Here is a 19423-nt window from a genome sequence, read left to right as displayed (position 1 = left end):
TATGCGTACACCCGTACGTGTCGTATTTACCCTGTGCCTGGTGGCGGTGGCGATCTTCGCCGGTTATCACCTGTGGCAGTACTACATGCTGACGCCCTGGACCCGGGACGCGCGGATTCGCGCCGACGTGGTGATCGTGGCCCCGGACGTATCCGGCTGGGTGCGCGAGCTCAAGGTGGCGGACAACCAGCCCGTGAAGGCCGGAGACTTGTTGCTGAGCATCGACCGCGACCGGTTCGAGGCGGCCCTGGAAAAGGCCCAGGCCGTGGTTCAGACCCGTCAGCAGCAATTGAGTCTGCGCGAGCACGAGGCCAGTCGCCGTGCTGCCCTGGGTCCCCAGGCCATCAGTGCCGAGCTGCGCGAGAACGCCCAGATCAATGCCGGCATAGCCCGGGGCGAACTGCGTCAGGCCCAGGCCGAGGCCAAGGTCGCGGAGCTCAACCTGGCCCGCAGTCAGGTACGCGCCCCCCGTAACGGGCATATCACCAACCTGCGCCTGGCCGAGGGCAACTACGTCAATGCCGGGCAGCCAGTGATGGCGCTGATCGATGATTCGACGTTCTATGTCCAGGCTTATTTCGAGGAAACCAAGCTGCCGCGAATCCAGGTCGGCGACCGGGTTAAGGTCTGGCTGATGAGTGCCGGCGATGCCCTGCCGGGCCATGTGCAAAGCGTCAGCCGGGGGATCACCGACCGCAATGCCACCCCTGACGGGCAATTGCTGGCGGAGGTGGAGCCGACCTTCAACTGGGTTCGTCTGGCCCAGCGGATTCCGGTGCGGATCAAGCTGGACAAGGTGCCTGAAGGCATCAACCTGAGCGCCGGGATGACCGCCAGCGTGCAGGTCGAGGAGGGCAGTGGACGGTAGGAGACGGCTTGCTGGCGCAAGCCATGACGAGTAAAGCCTTCGCCGACAAGCCGGCTCCTGGAGGACTACGTGGGGCGCGGTTTAGCCAATGGTGATGGCCGGCAGGGTCGGCAGGGTCACGGTCTGTTGCTTGCGTGGGGCGAGAATCTCGGCTTCGCCGTCCACCACCAGCTCGTCGCGCTGGTTGAATACGCGAGTGGCGATGCGGACGCGGAATTTCGGCAGTTTTTCGAGGATTTCCAGGCGTACGGTCAGGGTGTCGCCAATCTTCACAGGCTTCTGGAAGCTCATCTGCTGGCCGATGTAGATGGTGCCCGGCCCAGGCAATTCGCAGGCCACGGCGGCGCTGATCAGGGCGCCGCTGAACATGCCGTGGGCAATGCGCTCCTTGAACATGGTGGCGGCGGCGAACTCGGGATCCAGGTGCACCGGGTTGTGATCGCCGGACATGGCGGCGAACAGCTGGATGTCACGCTCCTCGACGGTCTTGCTGTACTGGGCGGTCTGACCGACTTCCAGGGCTTCGTAAGGGGTGTTGGTAACCTGGGTCATGTTGCTGAAATCCTCTGACAGGTAAATGAGCGCACTGACCGCGCCGTCGCTTACTCCGACCGTGGAGGCCGGCGATGTTGCAGCGCTTGGTCCAGCCAGGCCAGTACGTCGTGGGTCACTTGATCACGGTTGCTTTCGTTGAACAGCTCATGACGTGCCTGTGGGTAGATATTGAGTTGCAGGCACTGGCTGCCGGCCTCGCGCAATGCGTTGGCCAGATCCTTGAGACGCTTGCCATCGCTCACCGGATCACATTCTCCGCCCATGACCAACAACGGCAGGCCGGGATCGATCTGCGCCAGGTTGGAAATCTTGCTGATTTGCTGCAGGCCACCGAGCAGGTCGATCCACAGCTGGTTGGTGCAGCGATAGCCACACAGCGGGTCGTTCACGTACTTGTCGACTTCGGCCGGGTCGCGGCTGAGCCAGTCGAAGGCGGTGCGATTGGGCTTGAAGGCCTTGTTGAAGGAGCCGAACGACAGCCACTCGATCAGTGCGCTGCGTCCCTGGCCGCCCTGGCGCCAGCGTTCGAACCGCGCGATCAGGCTGGCGGCGCGGTACAGGGCCACTGGCTGGAAGTTCGAGCCGCTGAGAATCGCCCCGTGGAGGCTGGCGCTGTGATGTTGCAGGTAGGCCTGGGCGATGTAGCTGCCCATGCTGTGGCCCAACAGCACGATGGGCGTGCCGGGGTGTTGCTGGCCGATGTGCTGGTTGAGGCTGGCCAGGTCGCCGACGACCTTGTTCCAGCCACCCTGGTCTGCATAGTGACCGAGGACCCCGTGTTCCGCGCTTTTACCGTGGCCGCGTTGATCCGGGGCATAGATTCCATAACCCTCGGCGCACAGGGCCTCGGCCAGGCGAGCGTAACGCCCGCTGTGCTCGGCCATGCCGTGGGACAGCAGGATGAGTGCCTTGAGCGGGCGCTCGGGCAGCCACAGGTTGACGAAGAGGCGTTGGTGATCACTCGTGGTCAACCAGAACGTGTCGTGGGTCATGGCGATTCCTTTGCACGAAGACGCTGCACTTTATAGCGTATCGCCGCGTGTGCGTCTGATGCGCACGCCTGTTGGAAGCAAGATTCATAAAATTAATGACACACTTGCGCATATTTGCCTGATTCACCATAGCTGCTAACGTCCGAGGAGCCCCGCCGCTGATAGCGTTACAGAGGCGGCCCGGACCGTTCAGGTAATGAGAGGACAAGAATAATGCAACCTGATTTCTGGAATGATAAGCGCCCCGCCGGCGTCCCCAACGAGATTGACCTGGGGGCCTTCAAGTCGGTGATCGAGGTGTTTGAGCGTTCCTGCAAGAAATTTGCTGATCGCCCGGCCTTCAGCAATATGGGGGTGACCCTCACCTACGCCGAGCTGGAACGCTACAGCGCGGCCTTTGCCGGTTATCTGCAAAGCCATACCGATCTGGTTCCGGGGGATCGTATTGCGGTGCAGATGCCCAACGTCCTGCAGTACCCGATCGCGGTCTTCGGTGCGCTGCGGGCCGGTCTGGTGGTGGTCAACACCAATCCGCTGTACACCGCCAGGGAGATGCGTCATCAGTTCAAGGATTCAGGAGCCCGGGCCCTGGTCTACCTGAATGTCTTCGGGCAGAAGGTCCAGGAAGTTTTGGGGGATACCGATATCCAGTTCCTGATCGAGGCCAAGATGGGCGACCTGATGCCCACCGCCAAGGGCTGGTTGGTCAACATGGTGGTGGACAAGGTCAAGAAGATGGTCCCGGCCTATCACCTGCCCCAGGCCATTTCCTTCAAGAGTGCCCTGCGCCTGGGGCGTGGCCAGGGGATCAAGCCGCTGCAGGTGGGGCTCGATGATGTTGCCGTGTTGCAGTACACCGGCGGTACTACCGGCCTGGCCAAGGGCGCGATGCTGACCCACGGCAACCTGGTGGCCAACATGCAGCAAGCCCGGGCCTGCCTCGGCCAGCACGGGCCCGACGGTCATAGCCAGTGGCGTGAAGGGCAGGAAGTGATGATCGCGCCGCTGCCGCTGTACCACATCTATGCCTTCACCGCGAACTGCATGTGCATGATGGTCACGGGCAACCACAACGTGCTGATCAGCAATCCGCGGGATATCGGCGCCTTTATCAAGGAACTGAAGAACTGGCGTTTTTCCGCCTTGCTGGGGCTCAACACGCTGTTCGTGGCCCTGATGGATCACCCGGAATTCAAGAACCTGGATTTTTCCAACCTCAAGCTGACCAACTCCGGTGGCACGGCCCTGGTCAAGGCCACGGCTGAGCGCTGGCAGAAACTCACCGGCTGCCGGATCACCGAAGGTTATGGCCTGACCGAAACCTCGCCGGTGGCCTGCACCAACCCTTATGGCGACCGCTCGCGGTTGGGTACGGTTGGTCTGCCAGTGCCGGGCACCACCTTGAAGGTCATCGATGACCAGGGCACCGAGCTGCCGCTGGGCGAGCGTGGCGAGCTGTGCATCAAGGGACCACAGATCATGAAGGGCTACTGGAACAAGCCGGAGGCCACGGCCGAAGTGCTGGATGCCGAGGGTTGGTTCAAGTCCGGCGATATTGCAGTGATCGATCCCGATGGTTTCGTGCGCATCGTTGATCGTAAGAAGGACATGATCATCGTCTCGGGTTTCAACGTTTACCCCAACGAGATCGAAGATGTGGTCATGGCTCACCCCAAGGTCGCCAACTGCGCGGTGATCGGGGTGCCGGACGAGCGTTCCGGCGAGGCGGTGAAGCTGTTTGTGGTGCCTCGTGAGGCGGGGGTCAGCCTTGAAGAGCTCAAGGCCTACTGCAAGGAGAATTTCACGGGGTACAAAGTGCCCAAGCACATCGTGCTGCGTGAGTCTTTGCCGATGACGCCTGTGGGCAAGATCCTGCGTCGCGAGCTGCGCGACATCGCCTGATCCCTGGCTTTTTCCATCGCGGGCAAGCCTGTTGGCTCAACGGGCTTGCCCGCGATGCATTCTGGGGGCGCAAAGCCCCGTGCCAGAGCGGAATTCAAGGTTGTAGAATTTTTACTCTAAAAATGACTATTAGAATGTCTTGAGTCATAAATGTGACTATTGAGGCCTTTTTTGGCTCTAGGCGGCCTTTTCCAAAGCTGCTACTCTCGGCGCGCTTTGTGACTTCTCGGCCTAAGTAAAAGCCAGACTCACCAACAATAGACACCAATAAAAAACACAGACAAATAATAATCGCATCAAATGCGGTGATGAATTCGCGTTGCTGAGGAGTGGGCTTCCATGATCGAAGACTTTTGGAAGGATAAGTACCCAGCTGGGATTGCTGCCGATATCAATCCTGACGAGTATCCGAATATTCAGGCGGTGTTGAAGCAGTCCTGCCAACGTTTTGCTAACAAACCGGCCTTTAGCAACCTCGGCAAGACAATCACTTACGGTGAACTGTACGAACTGTCTGGGGCCTTCGCCGCGTACCTGCAGCAGCATACCGATTTGCAGCCTGGCGATCGAATCGCCCTGCAGTTGCCCAACCTGTTGCAATACCCGATTGCGGTGTTCGGTGCTATTCGCGCCGGCCTGATCGTGGTCAACACCAACCCGCTGTACACCGCGCGGGAGATGGAGCACCAGTTCAACGACTCTGGAGCCAAGGCTCTGGTTTGCCTGGCCAACATGGCCCACCTGGCAGAGACCGTGGTCCCCAAAACCTCGGTCAAGCACGTGATCATCACCGAAGTGGCGGACCTTTTGCCCACCTTCAAGCGTGTGCTGATCAACAGTGTGGTCAAGTACGTGAAGAAGATGGTGCCGGCTTATCACTTGCCCCAGGCCGTCAAGTTCAATGAGGTGTTGAGCAAGGGCCACGGCCAGCCAGTACAGGAAGCCAACCCTGCCAGCGGCGACGTGGCGGTACTGCAATACACCGGCGGTACCACCGGCGTGGCCAAGGGGGCGATGCTGACCCATCGCAATCTGGTGGCCAACATGCTGCAGTGCAAGGCGCTGATGGGCTCCAACCTCAATGAAGGTTGCGAGATCCTCATCACTCCGCTGCCGCTGTACCACATCTATGCGTTCACCTTCCATTGCATGGCCATCATGCTCATGGGCAACCACAACATCCTGATCAGTAACCCGCGGGATCTGCCGGCGATGGTCAAGGAACTGTCGAAGTGGAAGTTCAGCGGTTTTGTCGGTCTCAACACCCTGTTCGTTGCCCTGTGCAACAACGAAGCGTTCCGCAAACTGGATTTTTCCGCGCTCAAAGTCACGCTGTCCGGAGGCATGGCCCTGCAACTGGCGGCCGCCGAGCGTTGGAAGTCGGTCACCAATTGCTCGATCTGTGAAGGCTACGGCATGACCGAGACCAGTCCGGTGGCCACGGTCAACCCGATCCAGAACATCCAGATCGGCACCATCGGCATTCCAGTGCCTTCGACCTTGTGTCGGGTGATCAACGACGCGGGCGACGAACTGCCCCTCGGGGAAGTGGGTGAACTGTGCGTGAAGGGCCCGCAGGTGATGAAGGGCTACTGGCAGCGTCAGGACGCTACTGACGAAGTCCTCAGCGACGGCTGGTTGAAGACCGGTGACATCGCCCTGATTCAGCCGGACGGCTATATCCGCATCGTCGACCGCAAGAAGGACATGATCCTGGTCTCGGGTTTCAACGTGTACCCCAACGAACTGGAAGACGTCCTGGCTTCCCTGCCGGGGGTCCTGCAGTGTGCAGCGATCGGCGTACCGGACGAGAAGTCTGGCGAGATCATCAAGATCTTCATCGTCGCCAAGCCAGGCGTGACCCTGACCAAGGAGCAGGTGATGGAACACATGCGCGCCAATGTCACCGGCTACAAGGTGCCCAAGGCCGTGGAGTTCCGCGATGCGCTGCCGACCACCAACGTCGGCAAGATCCTGCGCCGTGAACTGCGTGACGAAGAGTTGAAGAAGCTCGGCGTGAAGAAGTAAGCCGCAGCATCCACAAAAAAGCCCCGCCAGTGCGGGGCTTTTTCATGGGTTCGTAACTTGTGCCGGCTTACTGCTGGAACTGGGCAAAGTTCACGCCGGTGCCGGCCGGGCGCACGTCCTTGAGGAAGGAGTCCTTGTCGGCACTCAACTCCAGGCTCAGGGCGGCCTTGCGCTTGCCTTCATTGCGGATCACCAGGCCTTCCATCTTTTCCCGCAGGAACACGGTCGGCACTTTCAGGTGCAGCAACTGGTTGGTGTCCGGGGTGTGCAGCAGCAGGTGCACCCATTCGTACTGACCAATGGCCAGACGGGTCACCAGGATATCGAACCACCAGATATTGCGATTGCGGTTCAGTTCCGCGAAATGGCAGTTGTTGACGCCCAGCACCGCACCGCCCAGTTCCTGGTTTCTACGGGCAATGGCCTGCTTTTTATCGAGTTTCATAACATTCCTACGGGGATTGGATCTTCAGTGCTTGGCCTGAACAGGTCGAGCATTCTCCCGGGTTGCCCGACAAACATAAAGGGCAACCTCGGGCCTGCGATGAAATGCCTGACGAAAAATAATTGAAACTCTGCGCAACGGCCACGAGTCAACCTTGGGTAACGACGCAAATCCTCTTTGTTTGATCAATGAATGTTCTACGGAGAAATACCATGGGCAGCACAGCAGATAAGGCAAAAGGTCTGGCCAACGAAGCCATCGGCAACGTCAAGCAGGGTGTTGGCAAGGCCACCGACAACCCCAAACTGCAGGCAGAGGGCAAGTTGCAGGAGAAGAAAGGCGAAGCCCAGCAAGCCCTTGGCAAGACCAAGGATGCAGTGAAAAAGACCATCGACAAGGCCTGAGTACGAGGCCTTCGATGATGCACCGCAGCGGCCATCCTCGGATGGCCGTTTTCATGTGTGCGTTACCGTCGAGGACCCGTAATCAGCCCGTGCGAATGGTTGCGGTTCGCCAACTAGGCTAATTTGTTGTAGAAAACGCCCCCTGAGTCGCCATCGACTTCAACCTTTTTGCGGCGAAAGGAGACGCTATGATTTTTCCGGACCTCAAAGGTTTGCCCCTGCACCGTGTGCTGATCCGCACGGTCAATGAATTCATCGCGGACGAGATGTCCACCTATGCCTCGGCGCTGGCCTACCAGATGCTGTTCTCGCTGTTCCCCTTCATCCTGTTTCTCATTGCCCTGATCGGTTTCCTGCATCTGCCGGACTTCTTTACCTGGCTGCGCCTGCAATCGGAACTGGTGCTGCCGCCCCAGGCCCTGGAGCAGGTGAATCCGGTGATCGATCAACTGCAACAGTCCAAGGGCGGATTGCTCTCCGTGGGTATCGTCATCGCCCTGTGGACCGCCTCGGCAGGCGTGCGCCTGATGATGAGCGCAATGAACGCAGCCTACGATGTGGTCGAGGGCCGGCCGATCTGGAAGCGCTTTCCGCTGTCGGTGTTCTATACCGTGGGCATTGCCGGCATGCTCCTGGCCGCGGCAGCCCTGATGGTACTGGGGCCCCAGGTGATGACCTGGCTGGCTGGGCAGGTGGGCCTGGAAGAGTTCATCGTCACCCTGTGGACCATCCTGCGCTGGCCGGTGATCGTGCTGCTGATGATGGTGGCCGTGGCCTTGATGTACTACGTGATGCCCGATGTGAAGCAGAAGTTTCGCTTCATCACGCCGGGCTCGGTGCTGGCGGTGGTGGTCTGGATTGTCGCGTCCCTGGGCTTTGCCTACTACGTGAAAACCTTCGCTAACTACAACGCCATGTATGGCAGTATCGGCGCGATCATCGTGTTGCTGCTTTACTTCTACATCTCTGCTGCAGTGCTGTTGCTGGGGGCGGAGATGAACGCGGTGATCGAACACATGTCGGCCGAAGGCAAGGAACCTGGCGAAAAGGACTTTGACGGGCCCGGCGATAAACAACACGTATCGGGACTGGGCCGGGATCACTCGCGCCATCCGACCACTGACGAAGCCTGAACATGATCCGTGAAATCCTCAAAATGGGCGATGAACGCCTGCTGCGTGTTGCGCCCCCGGTGGCGCCCGAGATGTTCGACAGCCCCGAGCTGTGGCAACTGATCGACGATATGTTCCAGACCATGGAAAGTGTCGGTGGCGTTGGCCTGGCAGCACCGCAGATCGGTGTCGATCTGCAACTGGTGATCTTCGGCTTTGAGCACAGCGAACGTTATCCGGAGGCGGAGGCAGTGCCTCAGACCATCCTCATCAATCCCTTGATCACGCCCTTGAGTCCGCAGCTGGAAGAGGGCTGGGAAGGTTGTCTCTCGGTGCCGGGGCTGCGGGGCGCGGTGCAGCGCTACCAGCACATTCGCTATGAAGGTTTCAGCCCCAAGGGCGAGCCTATCGTGCGTGTGGCCTCGGGCTTTCATGCCCGGGTGGTGCAGCATGAGTGCGATCACTTGATCGGGCGGCTGTACCCGTCGCGGATCAGTGATTTCAGCAAGTTCGGTTTCACCGAGGTGCTGTTTCCCGACCTCGATCCCAACGCTGACGCGTAACGCCCAAGCCTACGGACCCAGGCAAACGCTGTCGGTCCCCATGGCCAGCAGCGGCTTGCTGCGTTGATAGCGAGCCAGCCTTTCGGCCAGGGGCTGGGGTAATCGGGTCGCGGTGGAAAAACTCATGCGCTGATACAAAGTTTCCAGGTCCGGGTGACAGAACAGCCAGACTGGCCCTTCGACCTGCTTCAGCGCCCGCTCCACCAACTGTCCGGCCAGCCCCTGGCCGCGGTGGTCGGGGGCGACGAACAAACCCGTTAGCCAATGTCCCTGGGCCACCGGGGTCAGGCTCATTCCGGCGACGATCCCCTCGATCCTGGCCACCCAGAGCTGGCCTGCGGACGAGGCCCGCATGGGCGATTGGTGCTGGCGATAGAACTTGTTCAGCAAGGGACGCGCGGCCTCGGCAAGGAGGCAGATCTGGAGGCTGGACATGACTTTCCGGGATTGCAACAGGGAGCGGCGGATTATAAAGGAACCCCCGGCCGCTATAGGTGCTATACCTGAGTCCTATCCCGCAGCAGTGGAGTAAAGATCATGTCCAAAGGTATGAACGCCAAGAAAAATGCCAAGAAGAAACCGGCAAAGAGCGCAGACGAGAAGCGCGCCGAGAAAAAGGCCAAGAAAACCGAAGTGAACATCTTCGGCCATTGATCAATTTGACGAAGCCCGCAACGCGGGCTTCGTTTTATCCCTCCTAGAATGGCAGGCGCGCGTTCTGCCTGTTCAGCGCGACTTCTCCATTTGCTGTTTCGAACCTACGCCAGTTCCACCGCCAATGCCTCCCGCACCGCCGGCCGCTGCTCGACCCGGGCCTGGAACTTCGCCAGTGCCGGCCAGGCTCCCAGATCGATGGCAAACAGCGCAGTCCAGCGCAGCACGGTGAACAGATAGGCATCGGCGATGCCGAACTGTCCGCCTTGCAGATAATCCTGGCGCTCCAGGGTCTGCTCTAACAGGGCAAAGCGTTTGAACAGCTTCTGCCGGAACACCTCCTTCACACTGTCATCGAGCCCTGGGTTGAACAGCCAGCCCATGATCCCGTGAACCTCGCTGGTGATGAAGTTCAGGGTTTCCTGCAGCCTTACCCGTTGCCAGCTGCCATTGGCCGCCGCCAATCCGGCCTCGGGCTTGAGGTCGGCCAGGTATTGCAGGATCGCCGGGCCTTCGGTGAGCACTTCGCCGTTGTCCAGCTGCAGGGCGGCCACGTAGCCCTTGGGGTTGAGGGTGAGGAAATCCTGGCCGTCGGCGGTGCGCTTGCTGCGATTGTCGACGCGGATGGCGTCGAACGGCAGTTGCAGTTCCCGCAGCACGATATGGGAGGCCAGGGAGCAGGCTTGAGGGGCGTAGTAGAGTTTCATCGGCAGGTCTCTGGTTGATGTTCGAGCCAGTGTCGGGGCAGCACTGGCATGGGTAAAATTAATCTTTCAGAAAATAGCCATAAGGATAGCTACTGCCATGATGAACCTGATGCATTGGCGCTTGCTGGTGGCAATCGCCGAGTGCGGCACTATCACCCGGGCCGCCGAACAGGTGGGCATGACCCAGTCCGGGGCCAGTCAGGCCTTGGCCCAGATGGAAGACATGCTGGGCGTGCAACTGTTCATCCGGGAAAGCCGCCAGGCTTTGCCCACGGCAATCGGTCTACAGGTGCTGGAGCAGGCGCGGGTGATGCTCGGAGCCCTGGCCCAGGTTCGCCGAAAAGTGGACACGGCCCGGGGCATCCTCCAGGGCAGTTTGCGCCTGGCGGGCTTTCCCATGGTCCTGGCGAGCTTCCTGCCACCGGTGCTGCGACGTTTCAAGCAACTGCACCCGGGGATCGAGGTGGTGCAACTGGAGGTCAGCGACGATGAGGTCGAAGCCCTGCTGGAGGCGCAACTGGTGGATCTGGGAGTGGTACTGAATCCGCCTCCCGAGCGTCGTTCGTGGTTGCTGGGTGTCGATTCGTGGGTGGCCGTGCTGCCCCAGGATCACCCCTGGCAGGCCCCGACCATCGAACTTGAAGCCTTGCTGGCGCAGCCTTTTATCCTGGCCACTGGCGGCTGCTCGGTGAATGCCCGCAGCCTGGCGCTTGAAGCTGGAGTGTCGTTGGCGGATGTGCGGGTCGAAGTGCGCGAGTGGAAGAGCGCATTCAGCCTGGTGCGTGAACGTTTGGGGGTGACCCTGGTGCCCGAGAGCACCTTGCCTGAACAGCGCCAGGGATTGCGGGTGCTGCCTTTGAGTTGCGCGATCGAGCGCCAGTTCGCCCTGGTGGCGGCGCCGGGGCGGGAGTCGAACGGACTGGTTCAGGCCTTTGTGCAGATGCTCGCTCGGGCCTAGTCGGCGGGTGGTTCCTGGCGAGTCATGTTTATGCCTTGATTGAGACTTTTCGCGAAGGCTTGAGAGGCATTTAAAAGTTGTGAAAACAGAATGACTGGTGACCTTGCATAGAGTCGGCGTCTGTCTATGCTTAATTGTGAAAAAGCGTATCGGTCGCTTTTCCAACCACTGTCTCGTGATGTTTCAGCCTTATAACGGCTGTTTGTGGAATGTTCATCCGGGCACGAAATTGACTTCATGAATAAAGACGAGAGTGCGCATTTAGAGGCACCGCAGGATCAGGAGTAATTAATTAGATGGAATTTCTTTTCTTTGTTAGGTCCGACCCGACAGCGGGTCATCAAGAAAAGGATGGCTTGATAAGAGCGTTGCAACATGGACTCTCCGATTAAACATCATTTGTCACCTGACACTTCCTTTCTCATATGGAGAGAGGCGCTTGCCCTGTTAATGGAACGTTGTGGTGGATCAGTTGAAAGACTAGAAACTTCCGTCAATCAAAAGACAGCGTTGAAGGTGATACAACCATGTTTAACCTACATCACAAGGCAGATCTTCTAGAGATCGAGCGCTTTAATTGTGCGTTGACCGAGGCCAATGCCAAGTTGGCGGCGATCAGCCATTCCATGGCGATGATCGAGTTCTCTCCCGATGGCATCGTGCTTGACGCCAACGAAAACTTTTGCAAGGCCATGGGCTATTCCGCGGAAGAGATACGCGGCAAGCATCACCGGATCTTCTGCGAGGAAGCGTTCTACCGCAGTGAGGAGTACGCCAAGTTGTGGCGTGATCTGGGCCGGGGTGAACCTGTCAGCGGCACCTTCCTGCGGCTGAACAAGCGCGGCCAGGAGATCTGGCTCGAAGCCAGCTACATGCCGGTGTTCGATGCCGAACGTCAGGTCAAGAGCGTGATCAAGGTGGCTTCGGACATCTCCGAGCGCATCCATCTGGAACATGAAAACCAGAGTCTGTTGAACGCCATTGGCCGCTCCATGGCAATCATCGAATTCACCCCGGATGGCAAGATAGTTGCCGCCAACGACAACTTCCTCAAGACCATGCAGTACTCCCTGAATGAAATACTCGGTCAGCACCACAGCATGTTCTGTCATCGCTCTGAAGCCGAGTCTGCCGAGTACAAGCAATTCTGGGCCTCGTTGAACCGTGGTGAATACCATTCCCACCGTTTCGAGCGGGAAAACAAGTACGGCCAGACCGTGTTCCTCGAGGCTTCCTACAACCCGCTGTTCGACACCAAGGGGCGCTTGTACAAGGTGGTCAAGTTCGCCAGCGATATCACCCAGCAAGTGACCACCCTGCAATCTGCCGCCGAATCGGCCCACAGTACCTCGGTGCAGAATGATGCCTGCGCCCAGAAGGGCTCGGAGGTGGTGCAACAGACGGTGGGGATCATTCAGCAGATTTCCCACGACCTGAACGAAGCCGCCCGCAGCATTGATGCGGTCAGCAAACAATCGGAGATCATCGGCAGCATAGTCCAGACCATTCGCGGGATTGCCGACCAGACCAACCTGTTGGCGCTTAATGCGGCCATCGAGGCGGCCCGGGCCGGTGAGCATGGACGGGGGTTCGCGGTGGTGGCGGACGAGGTACGCAGCCTGGCGGCACGCACCAGCCAGGCGACGGTGGAGATCGTCGAGGTGGTGCGCAAGAACCACGACCTGTCCATGAGCGCGGTCACCAGCATGCAGTCGAGCCTGAGTCGTACTGGACTTGGGGTCGAGCTGGCCAATGAGGCGGGGGAGGTGATTCTGGAGATTCAGCAGGGCTCAAGGCATGTGGTGGATGCCATCAGCCAGTTCAATTCGACCTTGCAACTGTAGCCGCGCTTTTCCTTCGGATACAAAAAAGGGTTCCCGTGCAGGGAACCCTTTTTGTTGGCGCTGTTACAACGCAGCGAGGAACTTCTCGTCGATCGGCTTGGCGCTGTCCTTGGCCTCTTTCTCTTCCTTGGCCAACTGCATCTTGTCTTGCAGGCGCTGGGCGATTTCCTGGTTGATCGTCAGTTGCCGTTCAGGTGGCAGGTTCCTCAGGTCTTCTTCGGTCAGCCCCATATCCTTGAGGATGCTGTCGCGCAGACGCTGTTCGGGCGTCTTGCTCATGTAGTCCTTGAACTCGCTCAGGGCACCGGTTTCCGTGGCGCTGGTGGCCTGTGGAGTGCTGGTGGCGGGCGGCGTGGCCTGGAGCAGGACACGGGTCTTGGCGAACGCTGCATTGACGTTGTCGTCCACGGTATTGCCTTGCAGGCTGGACTGGGACGTCGGCACGGTCACGGAGTTCTGGGCCTGCTGCAGCATGCCGCTGTACAGCGCGCTGGCGGCAGCGGTGGTCGGGTCCATATCGGTGCGCGAGGTGGGCTGCACCGAAACGGATTTCTGGGCGTTGACCAACATGATCGGGAACCTGTGTGAGAGAACTAGGCTGAAGTTTTAGCAAGTTCCATGCCGATACTTTAGTCATTGAATATCAGTGGGTTAGGGCAATTGTTCTCGGCGGGTGGCCAGTAAGCGGACAAGTCTTGCCGCTTCCTGGCAATTGCCGCCCGCCTGTTTGCCGAGGGGCGGCGATCAGCGTCTCAGTAAGTGATGGGAATGCCGAAATGCTCCTGGAAGGCATCGTCCACAGGCTCGTACCCCAGGACCTTGGTGGTTTCGCTGAGGTCCAGGCGCTTGAAGCGGTTGTTGGATATGCCATGGCCGATCAGGAACTGCACACCAGGGGTTTCTACCGCTCGCTGCAGCAGTTGCACAGCGTCCCGAGGGCTGAGCCAGGCGCTCAGGTCGCGGGTGGTGGTCAGTTCGTGGTGTTGCGGGTCCTCGAACGCCCCGATGCGCAGGGCGATGCAGGACAGCCCGCGCCGGGCTGCATAAAAGGCACACAGGGCTTCGCCATAACATTTGCTCACACCGTAGAGGTTGGCCGGCATCACCGGCATGCCCGGGGTGATCTGCCGGTCCACCGGGTAGCCTTCGATGGTCTGGGCGCTGCTGGCGAACACCAGGCGCCGGCAACCGGCGTTCACTGCGGCCTCGAACAGGTAGGTGGTGGCTAGGATGTTGTTGGGCAGCAGTTCGTCGAAACCGGCAGTGGCGTGGGGGATGCCGGCCAGGTGCACGATGACGTCGATCCCCGGCAGCAGGCGGCTGATGGCTTGCGGGTCATCAAGGTCCAGGCGCACGAAACGGTGGGGCGCCGGGATGTCGAAGTCCGGCTCGACGCGGTCAGTGAGGGTGAAGCGATGGCGCTCCTGGGAGCCCTGGAAAAACACTTTGCCGATCCTGCCGCAGGCGCCGGTCAGTAGTACGTTGAGTCCATCCATGTCGAATCTCCGGTGGGCTGAGAAGGGGCAGGCTAGGGCGTGCCGTTACGTCCATGCAGGACAAAGCCCGGACGCCGGCTGAGGCGTTCGTAGTAGGCGGCCACGGCGGGGAAGTCCGGGTGTTCCATCGGGGTCATCTTCCAGCGATTGACCGAGAGGCCAAGGACGATATCCGCCAGGCTGAAGTCTTCACCGAGAACATAGTTCCCGGTGCTCTCAAGCTGCCGTTCAAGGATCGCCATCTTGCCGTTCCAGGCCAGCAGGCTGGCGCCGATGCGCCGGCTGTCCTGGCAATCCGGATGCTGGCGCACCAGGCCCATGAAGGCGTAGCTCCAGGCCGGATTGAGTTCGGTGGCCTGCCAGTCCATCCACTGTTCCACCAGGGCCCGGGCTCGCGGGGCGATGGGCAGCAGGCCGCTGCCGGGGTGCAGGTTGGCCAGGTAACGGCAGATGCTGTTGGACTCCCACAGGGCTCCGGCATCATCGATCAGCACCGGGACCTGGGCGTTGGGGTTGAGGGCGAGAAATTCGGGACTGTGGGTCGACTGGAAGCCGCTGCCCCAATCTTCCTGCTGGTAGGAAAGGTCCAGCTCTTCACAGGTCCACAAGACTTTCCTGACGTTGATGGACGAGGCTTTACCGAGAATTCTGCAGGGGGTTCCCATGACGCTTCCTTGTTCGTGGCACAGGTTGGCCATGGGAATCTATCAGCGAGCCAGGTTCTCGGCGACGGCCAAATTGCCTCCAGGGGTGTTTTGCCCAGCTTCAGGCCGGATCGGGCAGGGCCGAAGCCGGCAGACCGAAGACCCGGTCGAACAGCCAGTTGAAGGCGAAGGTGTAGCAGGGGATGAACAGGATCAGCGCCAGGTCCAGGAGGAAGGCCTGCACCAGGCTGATGTTCATCCACCAGGCGATGAGCGGGATCAGGAACACGATCAGGGTCAACTGGAAGCCCACGGCATGGGCGATGCGCCGCTTGACGGTGCGGGTGCGCGACGGCTGGCGGCTTTCCCAGCGCTCGAACAGGGTGGTGTAGATGAAGTTCCAGGTCACCGCGATGCTGGTGATGACCACGGCCAGCGGCCCGGTGCTGCTGGGGGACGTGCCGGACAGCAGGGCCAGGCCGAGGGCCGAGAACGTCATGCCGAACACCTCGAACAGGGATACGTAGACCAGTTTGCGTTTCACGCCTTGCATGGAAATTCCTCGGTATTGAATGGCAATGGCCAGGGCTGGACTGGCGCAGGGCGCGAAAGGTAGCTTCAATAGCGATGACAGAAAAAGTCGGAAGCTTTCAGTTTTATTGATAGGTTGCCCTCCATGAATTTCTCCAGTGACAGCATCCAGTTGTTTCTCGCCGTGCTCGAGCGCGGTTCCTTTTCTGCGGCGGCCCGCTCCCTGGGCAAGGTGCCCTCGGCGGTCAGCATGGGTATTGCCAACCTTGAGGCTGAACTGGGTTACGCCCTGTTCGATCGCCGCCATCGCGAGCCGGTGCCGACGCCCCTGGCCCTGTCCCTGGCACCCCATGCGCGGTTGATCGCCGACCAGCTCAAGCAGTTGCAGGTGCACGCCATCGAGCTGTCCCTGGGCCTGGAGAGCAAGCTGTCGATCGCCGTGGTGGATGACATCGACAAGCAGCGAGTGCTGGCCGCCATCAAGCTGATTGCCGAGCGCTATCCGCTGCTGGAGGTGGAGGTGCTCAGTGCCCCCCAGGATGATGTGCTGCAACTGCTGCACAGTGGGCGGGTGAGTGTGGGCGTGGCCTTTGCCGGCTTGAGCGTGAATGCCCTGGAGTATTTCCAGTACATCGGCAGTGAGCGGGTGATTGCTTGCATCTCGCCGCGACATCCGGTGTTTGTGGCCAGCGATGGCTCGTTGTACCTGGAGGAGCTGATCCGGTTTCGCCAGGTTGTGGTGGCCAGTCGCGACTTGCCCATCAGCGATACGCGGCCCTTGGTGGGCGAGTCGCTGTGGCGCACCGACAGCCTGGCCATGGCCCTGCACATGGTGGAAGCCGGCATCGGCTGGGGCAATTTCCCCTTGTCGGTGATCCAGCCGCTGCTGGCGGCAGGGCGCCTGCAGAGGCTGAAGTTCAAGAACCTCGACAACGGCTTGTCATTGCCGGTGCATGCGGTGTGGCTGAAGAACCGGCCGCTGCAGAAGGGCGCCCTGGCCCTGGTGCAATTGCTCAGTGGCGAAGATCCAGCGCTGGGGCCGCTGCCCGCCCCCGGGGGTTAGCCCAGGGCCTGTTCACGCAACCAGCGCAGCAAATGACCGGCCGCCGAAGCGTCGCTGATCGCCTGGGCGGATAACAGGTAATAGGCGCTGCCGTCGGCGACGAAGTCGAAAGGGGCGCAAAGCAATCCTCCAGCCAGATCATCGCGCACCAGTTGCCAGGGGGCGATGGCCAGCCCGAGTCCCGCCACCGCCGCTTGCAGGCTGAAGTAGAAATGCTCGAAGACTTGCTCCTGGAGAGGCGGGGTAGCAGGCAGCTGCCGCTGTTGCAGCCACTGCTCCCAGGCTTGTGGCCTGGTGGCACTGTGCAGGCGCGGGGCGTGTTCCGCCAGGGGCGGCTGGCCGTTTGGCGAAGGGGTCCAGTCAGCCTGTTTGTCCGGCCGGCACACGGGGCCAATGGCTTCGTCGAACAGCCAGTGGGCCTGAGTTTCATCGCTCCAGGCGAAATCGTTGCGGCGGATCGCCAGGTCGATGCCGGCGTTGAACGAGAAAGGCCCGCCGCCGGCCAGCAATTGGATCGATATTTCCGGGTGAGCGGCCTGGAACGCCGGCAGGCGTGGAATCAGCCAGCGCATCAGCAGGGTCGGTTCGCAGGACAGCACCAGTGGCGCCTCGGGGTCCGGTGCCCGCAGGCGGCTGGCGGTGTTCTCGATCAGGTCCAGGGCCTGGGTCACGCTGTGCAGCAGCTCGGCTCCGGCCGGCGTCAGAAATACCCGGTGGCTGCGGCGTTCGAACAGCGCCGTGCCCAGGTCCTCTTCCAGGGCGCGCACGGCGCGGCTGATGGCGCCGTGGGTCAGGTGCAGGGCGGCGCCGGCCTGGGTGAAGCTTTCCAGGCGTGCCGCTGCTTCGAAGCAACGCAAGGCGCCGAGGGGCGGCAGGCGTCGGCGCAATGTCTGTGAGTTTTTATCACTGAGAGTGTCAGTTTTCATCGATGGCTGTCCCCGTGCCGATCCCCATACAGTAGCGCCTGATTCTATAACCAAGGCGTATGTAACGTGACTGAACTGTTAGTCGTAATCACCATTACCATTCTTGCTGTACTCAGCCCCGGAGCCGATTTTGCCTTGGTAACGCGCAATAGCCTGATGCTCTCGCGCCGCCACGGTGTGTTCACTGCCCTGGGTATCGGGCTCGGGGTCATGCTGCATATCGGCTACAGCCTGCTGGGGGTGGGGGTGCTGTTGCAGCAGTCGCTGCTGTGGTTCACCGCGCTGAAGATTGCCGGGGCGCTTTATCTGATCTATCTGGGGATCAAGCTGTTGCGCGGCTCGGACCAGGGGCCGCACGAGGAGGGGGCGGCGAATGTCGAGACTTCGTCATGGGCGGCTCTGCGCAGCGGCTTTCTGACCAATGCGCTGAACCCCAAGACGATGATTTTCGTTCTCAGCCTGTTTATGCAGGTGATCCAGCCGGGCACGGCATTGCCGGTGCAGATCGGCTACGGGGGGATCATTGTCCTGGCTCACGTGTTGTGGTTCGTGGCGGTGGCGCTGTTTTTCTCGGCACCGGCCATTGCCAGTCGATTGCTGGGGTACAAGCGCCGTATCGATCAGGTATTTGGTGTGGTGCTGGTGGGGTTCGGGCTGCTGCTCAGCGTGCTGAGCCTGCAGCCCTGAAACACCTCAGGTGCTTTCCCGCACCCGCAGCTCGAAGCCCATGTCCACCACGGGCTCGGCCACGCTGTTGCCGGCCAGCAGGGTCAGCATCTGCTCGGCTGCACGGCGGCCGATGGCTTCCCTTGGGGTGCTGATACTGCTCAGGCGCGGCACCATGTGTTCCGAGGAGGGCAGGTCGTTGAAACCCAGCACCGCCACTTGCTCCGGAACCTTGATCCCGCAGCGCATGGCTTCCAGCAGTGCGCCCTGGGCCAGGTCGTCGTTGCCGAAGAAGATGGCGTCGACTTGTGGCTGGCTCTGCATCAGTTGCAGGAACAGTTCGCCGCCCAGGCCCACGGAGGATGGGCGTGGGGTCAGCAGTTCCAGATCGGGGTTGTATAGCCCGGCCTCTTGCAGGGCGCGACGGAAACCTTCACCCCGCAGCAGAGTGCGTTGATCCAGTTGTGCGCCGACGTAGGCCAGGTGCTTGCGACCACGGGAAATCAGGTGCTGGGCGGCAGTCTCGCCCGCGTTCAACTGGGAGAAGCCCACGCAATTGAGCCCGGCGCCGGGGTCCAGGTCCATCATGTAGACGCAGGGGATGTTGTTGGCCTCGATCATCCGCCGGGCGCTTTCGGTACGGTCAAAACCGGTCAGCAACAGACCCCGGGGCTGGTAGGTCATGTAGTTGCGCAGCAGGTTTTCTTCTTCGTCCCGGGAGTAGTGGTAGTTGCCGATCAGCACTTCGAAGCCCTTGGGCCGCAGGACCTGATGAATGGCTTCCAGGGTTTCGATGAACAGCAGGTTGGACAGCGACGGCACCAGCACCACCACCGACTGGCTCTGGGCCGAGGCCAGGGCACGGGCGGCGGAGTTGACCACGTAGTTCAGCTCCTGCGCGGCCTTCTGCACCTTTTCCACCAGCTCGGTGGCCACGCTGCTGACGCCGCGCAGGGCCCGGGAGGCGGTGATCGGACTGACGCCGGCCAGTCGCGCCACTTCGTTGAGGGTAGGGCGCCCCGTGGTACGGGAGCTTTTATCGTTTTTATGAGGGGTCATCAGACG

The 19423-nt window shown here is 60.6% G+C and carries 21 protein-coding genes and 1 pseudogene; 11 read left to right on the top strand and 11 right to left on the bottom strand.

The annotated features are described in order from the left end of the window. Position 1: 1 nt before the first annotated feature. The gene (locus KHO49_RS22540) at positions 2-868 is read left to right on the top strand and encodes an efflux RND transporter periplasmic adaptor subunit (RefSeq protein WP_102880649.1); all 867 of its coding nucleotides are present in this window, start codon (positions 2-4) and stop codon (positions 866-868) included. Between the two features lie 81 nt (positions 869-949). Here KHO49_RS22540 and KHO49_RS22535 read toward each other — a convergent pair whose 3' ends face one another. Continuing rightward, complete coding sequence (locus KHO49_RS22535; protein WP_011062855.1) at positions 950-1420, bottom strand: MaoC family dehydratase; 471 nt, start codon at positions 1418-1420, stop codon at positions 950-952. Positions 1421-1470: 50 nt separating this feature from the next. Next, positions 1471-2415 (bottom strand): alpha/beta hydrolase, encoded by a 945-nt coding sequence (locus KHO49_RS22530; protein WP_110594823.1) that lies wholly within the window; start codon positions 2413-2415, stop codon positions 1471-1473. Between the two features lie 213 nt (positions 2416-2628). On the opposite strand from KHO49_RS22530, the gene fadD2 reads away from it, so the two are divergent. Together fadD2 and fadD1 are read left to right on the top strand one after the other, a co-directional pair. Next, positions 2629-4317 (top strand): long-chain-fatty-acid--CoA ligase FadD2, encoded by a 1689-nt coding sequence (fadD2, locus tag KHO49_RS22525; protein ID WP_102860614.1) that lies wholly within the window; start codon positions 2629-2631, stop codon positions 4315-4317. A 339-nt stretch (positions 4318-4656) separates the two neighbouring features. Further along, positions 4657-6345, top strand: a complete 1689-nt coding sequence (gene fadD1 / locus KHO49_RS22520; protein WP_102860615.1) for a long-chain-fatty-acid--CoA ligase FadD1 — start codon at positions 4657-4659, stop codon at positions 6343-6345. Between the two features lie 67 nt (positions 6346-6412). Here fadD1 and KHO49_RS22515 read toward each other — a convergent pair whose 3' ends face one another. Further along, complete coding sequence (locus tag KHO49_RS22515; RefSeq protein WP_110594821.1) at positions 6413-6790, bottom strand: hypothetical protein; 378 nt, start codon at positions 6788-6790, stop codon at positions 6413-6415. 212 nt (positions 6791-7002) lie between these two features. Here KHO49_RS22515 and KHO49_RS22510 point away from each other — a divergent pair, with 212 nt between their 5' ends. From KHO49_RS22510 to def, 3 genes are all read left to right on the top strand, one after another. Further along, complete coding sequence (locus KHO49_RS22510; protein WP_110594819.1) at positions 7003-7194, top strand: CsbD family protein; 192 nt, start codon at positions 7003-7005, stop codon at positions 7192-7194. A 188-nt stretch (positions 7195-7382) separates the two neighbouring features. Continuing rightward, positions 7383-8327 (top strand): YihY/virulence factor BrkB family protein, encoded by a 945-nt coding sequence (locus tag KHO49_RS22505; RefSeq protein ID WP_102860618.1) that lies wholly within the window; start codon positions 7383-7385, stop codon positions 8325-8327. A gap of 2 nt (positions 8328-8329) precedes the next feature. Further along, positions 8330-8869, top strand: coding sequence for a peptide deformylase (def, locus tag KHO49_RS22500; protein WP_110594817.1), 540 nt, complete (start codon positions 8330-8332; stop codon positions 8867-8869). A 9-nt stretch (positions 8870-8878) separates the two neighbouring features. Here def and KHO49_RS22495 read toward each other — a convergent pair whose 3' ends face one another. Both KHO49_RS22495 and gstA read right to left on the bottom strand, forming a co-directional pair. Next, on the bottom strand, positions 8879-9304 hold the full coding sequence (locus KHO49_RS22495) for a GNAT family N-acetyltransferase (protein ID WP_213665843.1): 426 nt from the start codon (positions 9302-9304) through the stop codon (positions 8879-8881). A 323-nt stretch (positions 9305-9627) separates the two neighbouring features. Continuing rightward, the gene (gene gstA / locus KHO49_RS22490) at positions 9628-10230 is read right to left on the bottom strand and encodes a glutathione transferase GstA (RefSeq protein ID WP_102880644.1); all 603 of its coding nucleotides are present in this window, start codon (positions 10228-10230) and stop codon (positions 9628-9630) included. Positions 10231-10327: 97 nt separating this feature from the next. Here gstA and KHO49_RS22485 point away from each other — a divergent pair, with 97 nt between their 5' ends. From KHO49_RS22485 to KHO49_RS31580, 3 genes and pseudogenes are all read left to right on the top strand, one after another. Beyond that, the gene (locus tag KHO49_RS22485) at positions 10328-11188 is read left to right on the top strand and encodes a LysR family transcriptional regulator (RefSeq protein WP_213665842.1); all 861 of its coding nucleotides are present in this window, start codon (positions 10328-10330) and stop codon (positions 11186-11188) included. Between the two features lie 527 nt (positions 11189-11715). Beyond that, positions 11716-12492 (top strand): annotated as a pseudogene (locus KHO49_RS31585) (PAS domain-containing protein); the annotation flags it as partial. A gap of 3 nt (positions 12493-12495) precedes the next feature. Then, positions 12496-13032, top strand: a complete 537-nt coding sequence (locus tag KHO49_RS31580) for a methyl-accepting chemotaxis protein (RefSeq protein ID WP_258010334.1) — start codon at positions 12496-12498, stop codon at positions 13030-13032. A 63-nt stretch (positions 13033-13095) separates the two neighbouring features. On the opposite strand, the gene KHO49_RS22475 is transcribed toward KHO49_RS31580, so the two are convergent. From KHO49_RS22475 to KHO49_RS22460, 4 genes are all read right to left on the bottom strand, one after another. Beyond that, a complete protein-coding gene (locus KHO49_RS22475; protein ID WP_102880641.1) occupies positions 13096-13602 on the bottom strand; it encodes a hypothetical protein in 507 nt (168 codons plus the stop codon). 182 nt (positions 13603-13784) lie between these two features. Continuing rightward, positions 13785-14528 carry an NAD-dependent epimerase/dehydratase family protein gene (locus tag KHO49_RS22470; protein WP_102860625.1) on the bottom strand — a complete coding sequence of 248 codons (744 nt, stop codon included), beginning with the start codon at positions 14526-14528 and terminating at the stop codon, positions 13785-13787. Positions 14529-14560: 32 nt separating this feature from the next. Next, positions 14561-15193, bottom strand: coding sequence for a glutathione S-transferase family protein (locus tag KHO49_RS22465; protein WP_213665841.1), 633 nt, complete (start codon positions 15191-15193; stop codon positions 14561-14563). Between the two features lie 100 nt (positions 15194-15293). Continuing rightward, positions 15294-15725: a PACE efflux transporter gene (locus KHO49_RS22460; RefSeq protein WP_102860627.1), complete on the bottom strand. Its 432-nt coding sequence runs from the start codon at positions 15723-15725 to the stop codon at positions 15294-15296. 123 nt (positions 15726-15848) lie between these two features. Between KHO49_RS22460 and KHO49_RS22455 the strand changes: the two genes are divergently transcribed. Continuing rightward, positions 15849-16766, top strand: a complete 918-nt coding sequence (locus KHO49_RS22455) for a LysR family transcriptional regulator (RefSeq protein ID WP_213665840.1) — start codon at positions 15849-15851, stop codon at positions 16764-16766. Here the strand turns inward: KHO49_RS22455 and KHO49_RS22450 are convergent. Beyond that, the gene (locus tag KHO49_RS22450) at positions 16763-17692 is read right to left on the bottom strand and encodes a LysR family transcriptional regulator (RefSeq protein WP_213665839.1); all 930 of its coding nucleotides are present in this window, start codon (positions 17690-17692) and stop codon (positions 16763-16765) included. The two genes, KHO49_RS22455 and KHO49_RS22450, sit on opposite strands and share 4 nt — an antisense overlap. A 66-nt stretch (positions 17693-17758) precedes the next feature. Here KHO49_RS22450 and KHO49_RS22445 point away from each other — a divergent pair, with 66 nt between their 5' ends. Further along, positions 17759-18379, top strand: a complete 621-nt coding sequence (locus KHO49_RS22445) for a LysE family transporter (RefSeq protein WP_102880637.1) — start codon at positions 17759-17761, stop codon at positions 18377-18379. A gap of 6 nt (positions 18380-18385) precedes the next feature. Here the strand turns inward: KHO49_RS22445 and gntR are convergent, their stop codons facing one another. Then, positions 18386-19417 carry an HTH-type transcriptional regulator GntR gene (gene gntR / locus KHO49_RS22440; protein WP_102880636.1) on the bottom strand — a complete coding sequence of 344 codons (1032 nt, stop codon included), beginning with the start codon at positions 19415-19417 and terminating at the stop codon, positions 18386-18388. Positions 19418-19423: the final 6 nt, after the last annotated feature.

Source organism: Pseudomonas sp. RC4D1, assembly GCF_018390395.1.
GTDB lineage: Bacteria > Pseudomonadota > Gammaproteobacteria > Pseudomonadales > Pseudomonadaceae > Aquipseudomonas > Aquipseudomonas danubii.
This window is presented reverse-complemented; position numbering and strand designations above follow the sequence as displayed.

What these genes read in the sequence shown, in the direction of transcription:
- fadD1 (WP_102860615.1), top strand. Translation starts at nt 4,657, where the DNA reads ATGATCGAAGACTTTTGGAAGGATAAGTACCCAGCTGGGATTGCTGCC.
- fadD2 (WP_102860614.1), top strand. Translation starts at nt 2,629, where the DNA reads ATGCAACCTGATTTCTGGAATGATAAGCGCCCCGCCGGCGTCCCCAAC.
- KHO49_RS22540 (WP_102880649.1), top strand. Translation starts at nt 2, where the DNA reads ATGCGTACACCCGTACGTGTCGTATTTACCCTGTGCCTGGTGGCGGTG.
- KHO49_RS22450 (WP_213665839.1), bottom strand. Translation starts at nt 17,692, where the DNA reads ATGAAAACTGACACTCTCAGTGATAAAAACTCACAGACATTGCGCCGA.
- KHO49_RS22470 (WP_102860625.1), bottom strand. Translation starts at nt 14,528, where the DNA reads ATGGATGGACTCAACGTACTACTGACCGGCGCCTGCGGCAGGATCGGC.
- gstA (WP_102880644.1), bottom strand. Translation starts at nt 10,230, where the DNA reads ATGAAACTCTACTACGCCCCTCAAGCCTGCTCCCTGGCCTCCCATATC.
- KHO49_RS22535 (WP_011062855.1), bottom strand. Translation starts at nt 1,420, where the DNA reads ATGACCCAGGTTACCAACACCCCTTACGAAGCCCTGGAAGTCGGTCAG.
- KHO49_RS22460 (WP_102860627.1), bottom strand. Translation starts at nt 15,725, where the DNA reads ATGCAAGGCGTGAAACGCAAACTGGTCTACGTATCCCTGTTCGAGGTG.
- gntR (WP_102880636.1), bottom strand. Translation starts at nt 19,417, where the DNA reads ATGACCCCTCATAAAAACGATAAAAGCTCCCGTACCACGGGGCGCCCT.
- KHO49_RS22495 (WP_213665843.1), bottom strand. Translation starts at nt 9,304, where the DNA reads ATGTCCAGCCTCCAGATCTGCCTCCTTGCCGAGGCCGCGCGTCCCTTG.
- def (WP_110594817.1), top strand. Translation starts at nt 8,330, where the DNA reads ATGATCCGTGAAATCCTCAAAATGGGCGATGAACGCCTGCTGCGTGTT.
- KHO49_RS22515 (WP_110594821.1), bottom strand. Translation starts at nt 6,790, where the DNA reads ATGAAACTCGATAAAAAGCAGGCCATTGCCCGTAGAAACCAGGAACTG.
- KHO49_RS22455 (WP_213665840.1), top strand. Translation starts at nt 15,849, where the DNA reads ATGAATTTCTCCAGTGACAGCATCCAGTTGTTTCTCGCCGTGCTCGAG.
- KHO49_RS22485 (WP_213665842.1), top strand. Translation starts at nt 10,328, where the DNA reads ATGATGAACCTGATGCATTGGCGCTTGCTGGTGGCAATCGCCGAGTGC.
- KHO49_RS22505 (WP_102860618.1), top strand. Translation starts at nt 7,383, where the DNA reads ATGATTTTTCCGGACCTCAAAGGTTTGCCCCTGCACCGTGTGCTGATC.
- KHO49_RS22530 (WP_110594823.1), bottom strand. Translation starts at nt 2,415, where the DNA reads ATGACCCACGACACGTTCTGGTTGACCACGAGTGATCACCAACGCCTC.
- KHO49_RS22475 (WP_102880641.1), bottom strand. Translation starts at nt 13,602, where the DNA reads ATGTTGGTCAACGCCCAGAAATCCGTTTCGGTGCAGCCCACCTCGCGC.
- KHO49_RS22510 (WP_110594819.1), top strand. Translation starts at nt 7,003, where the DNA reads ATGGGCAGCACAGCAGATAAGGCAAAAGGTCTGGCCAACGAAGCCATC.
- KHO49_RS22465 (WP_213665841.1), bottom strand. Translation starts at nt 15,193, where the DNA reads ATGGGAACCCCCTGCAGAATTCTCGGTAAAGCCTCGTCCATCAACGTC.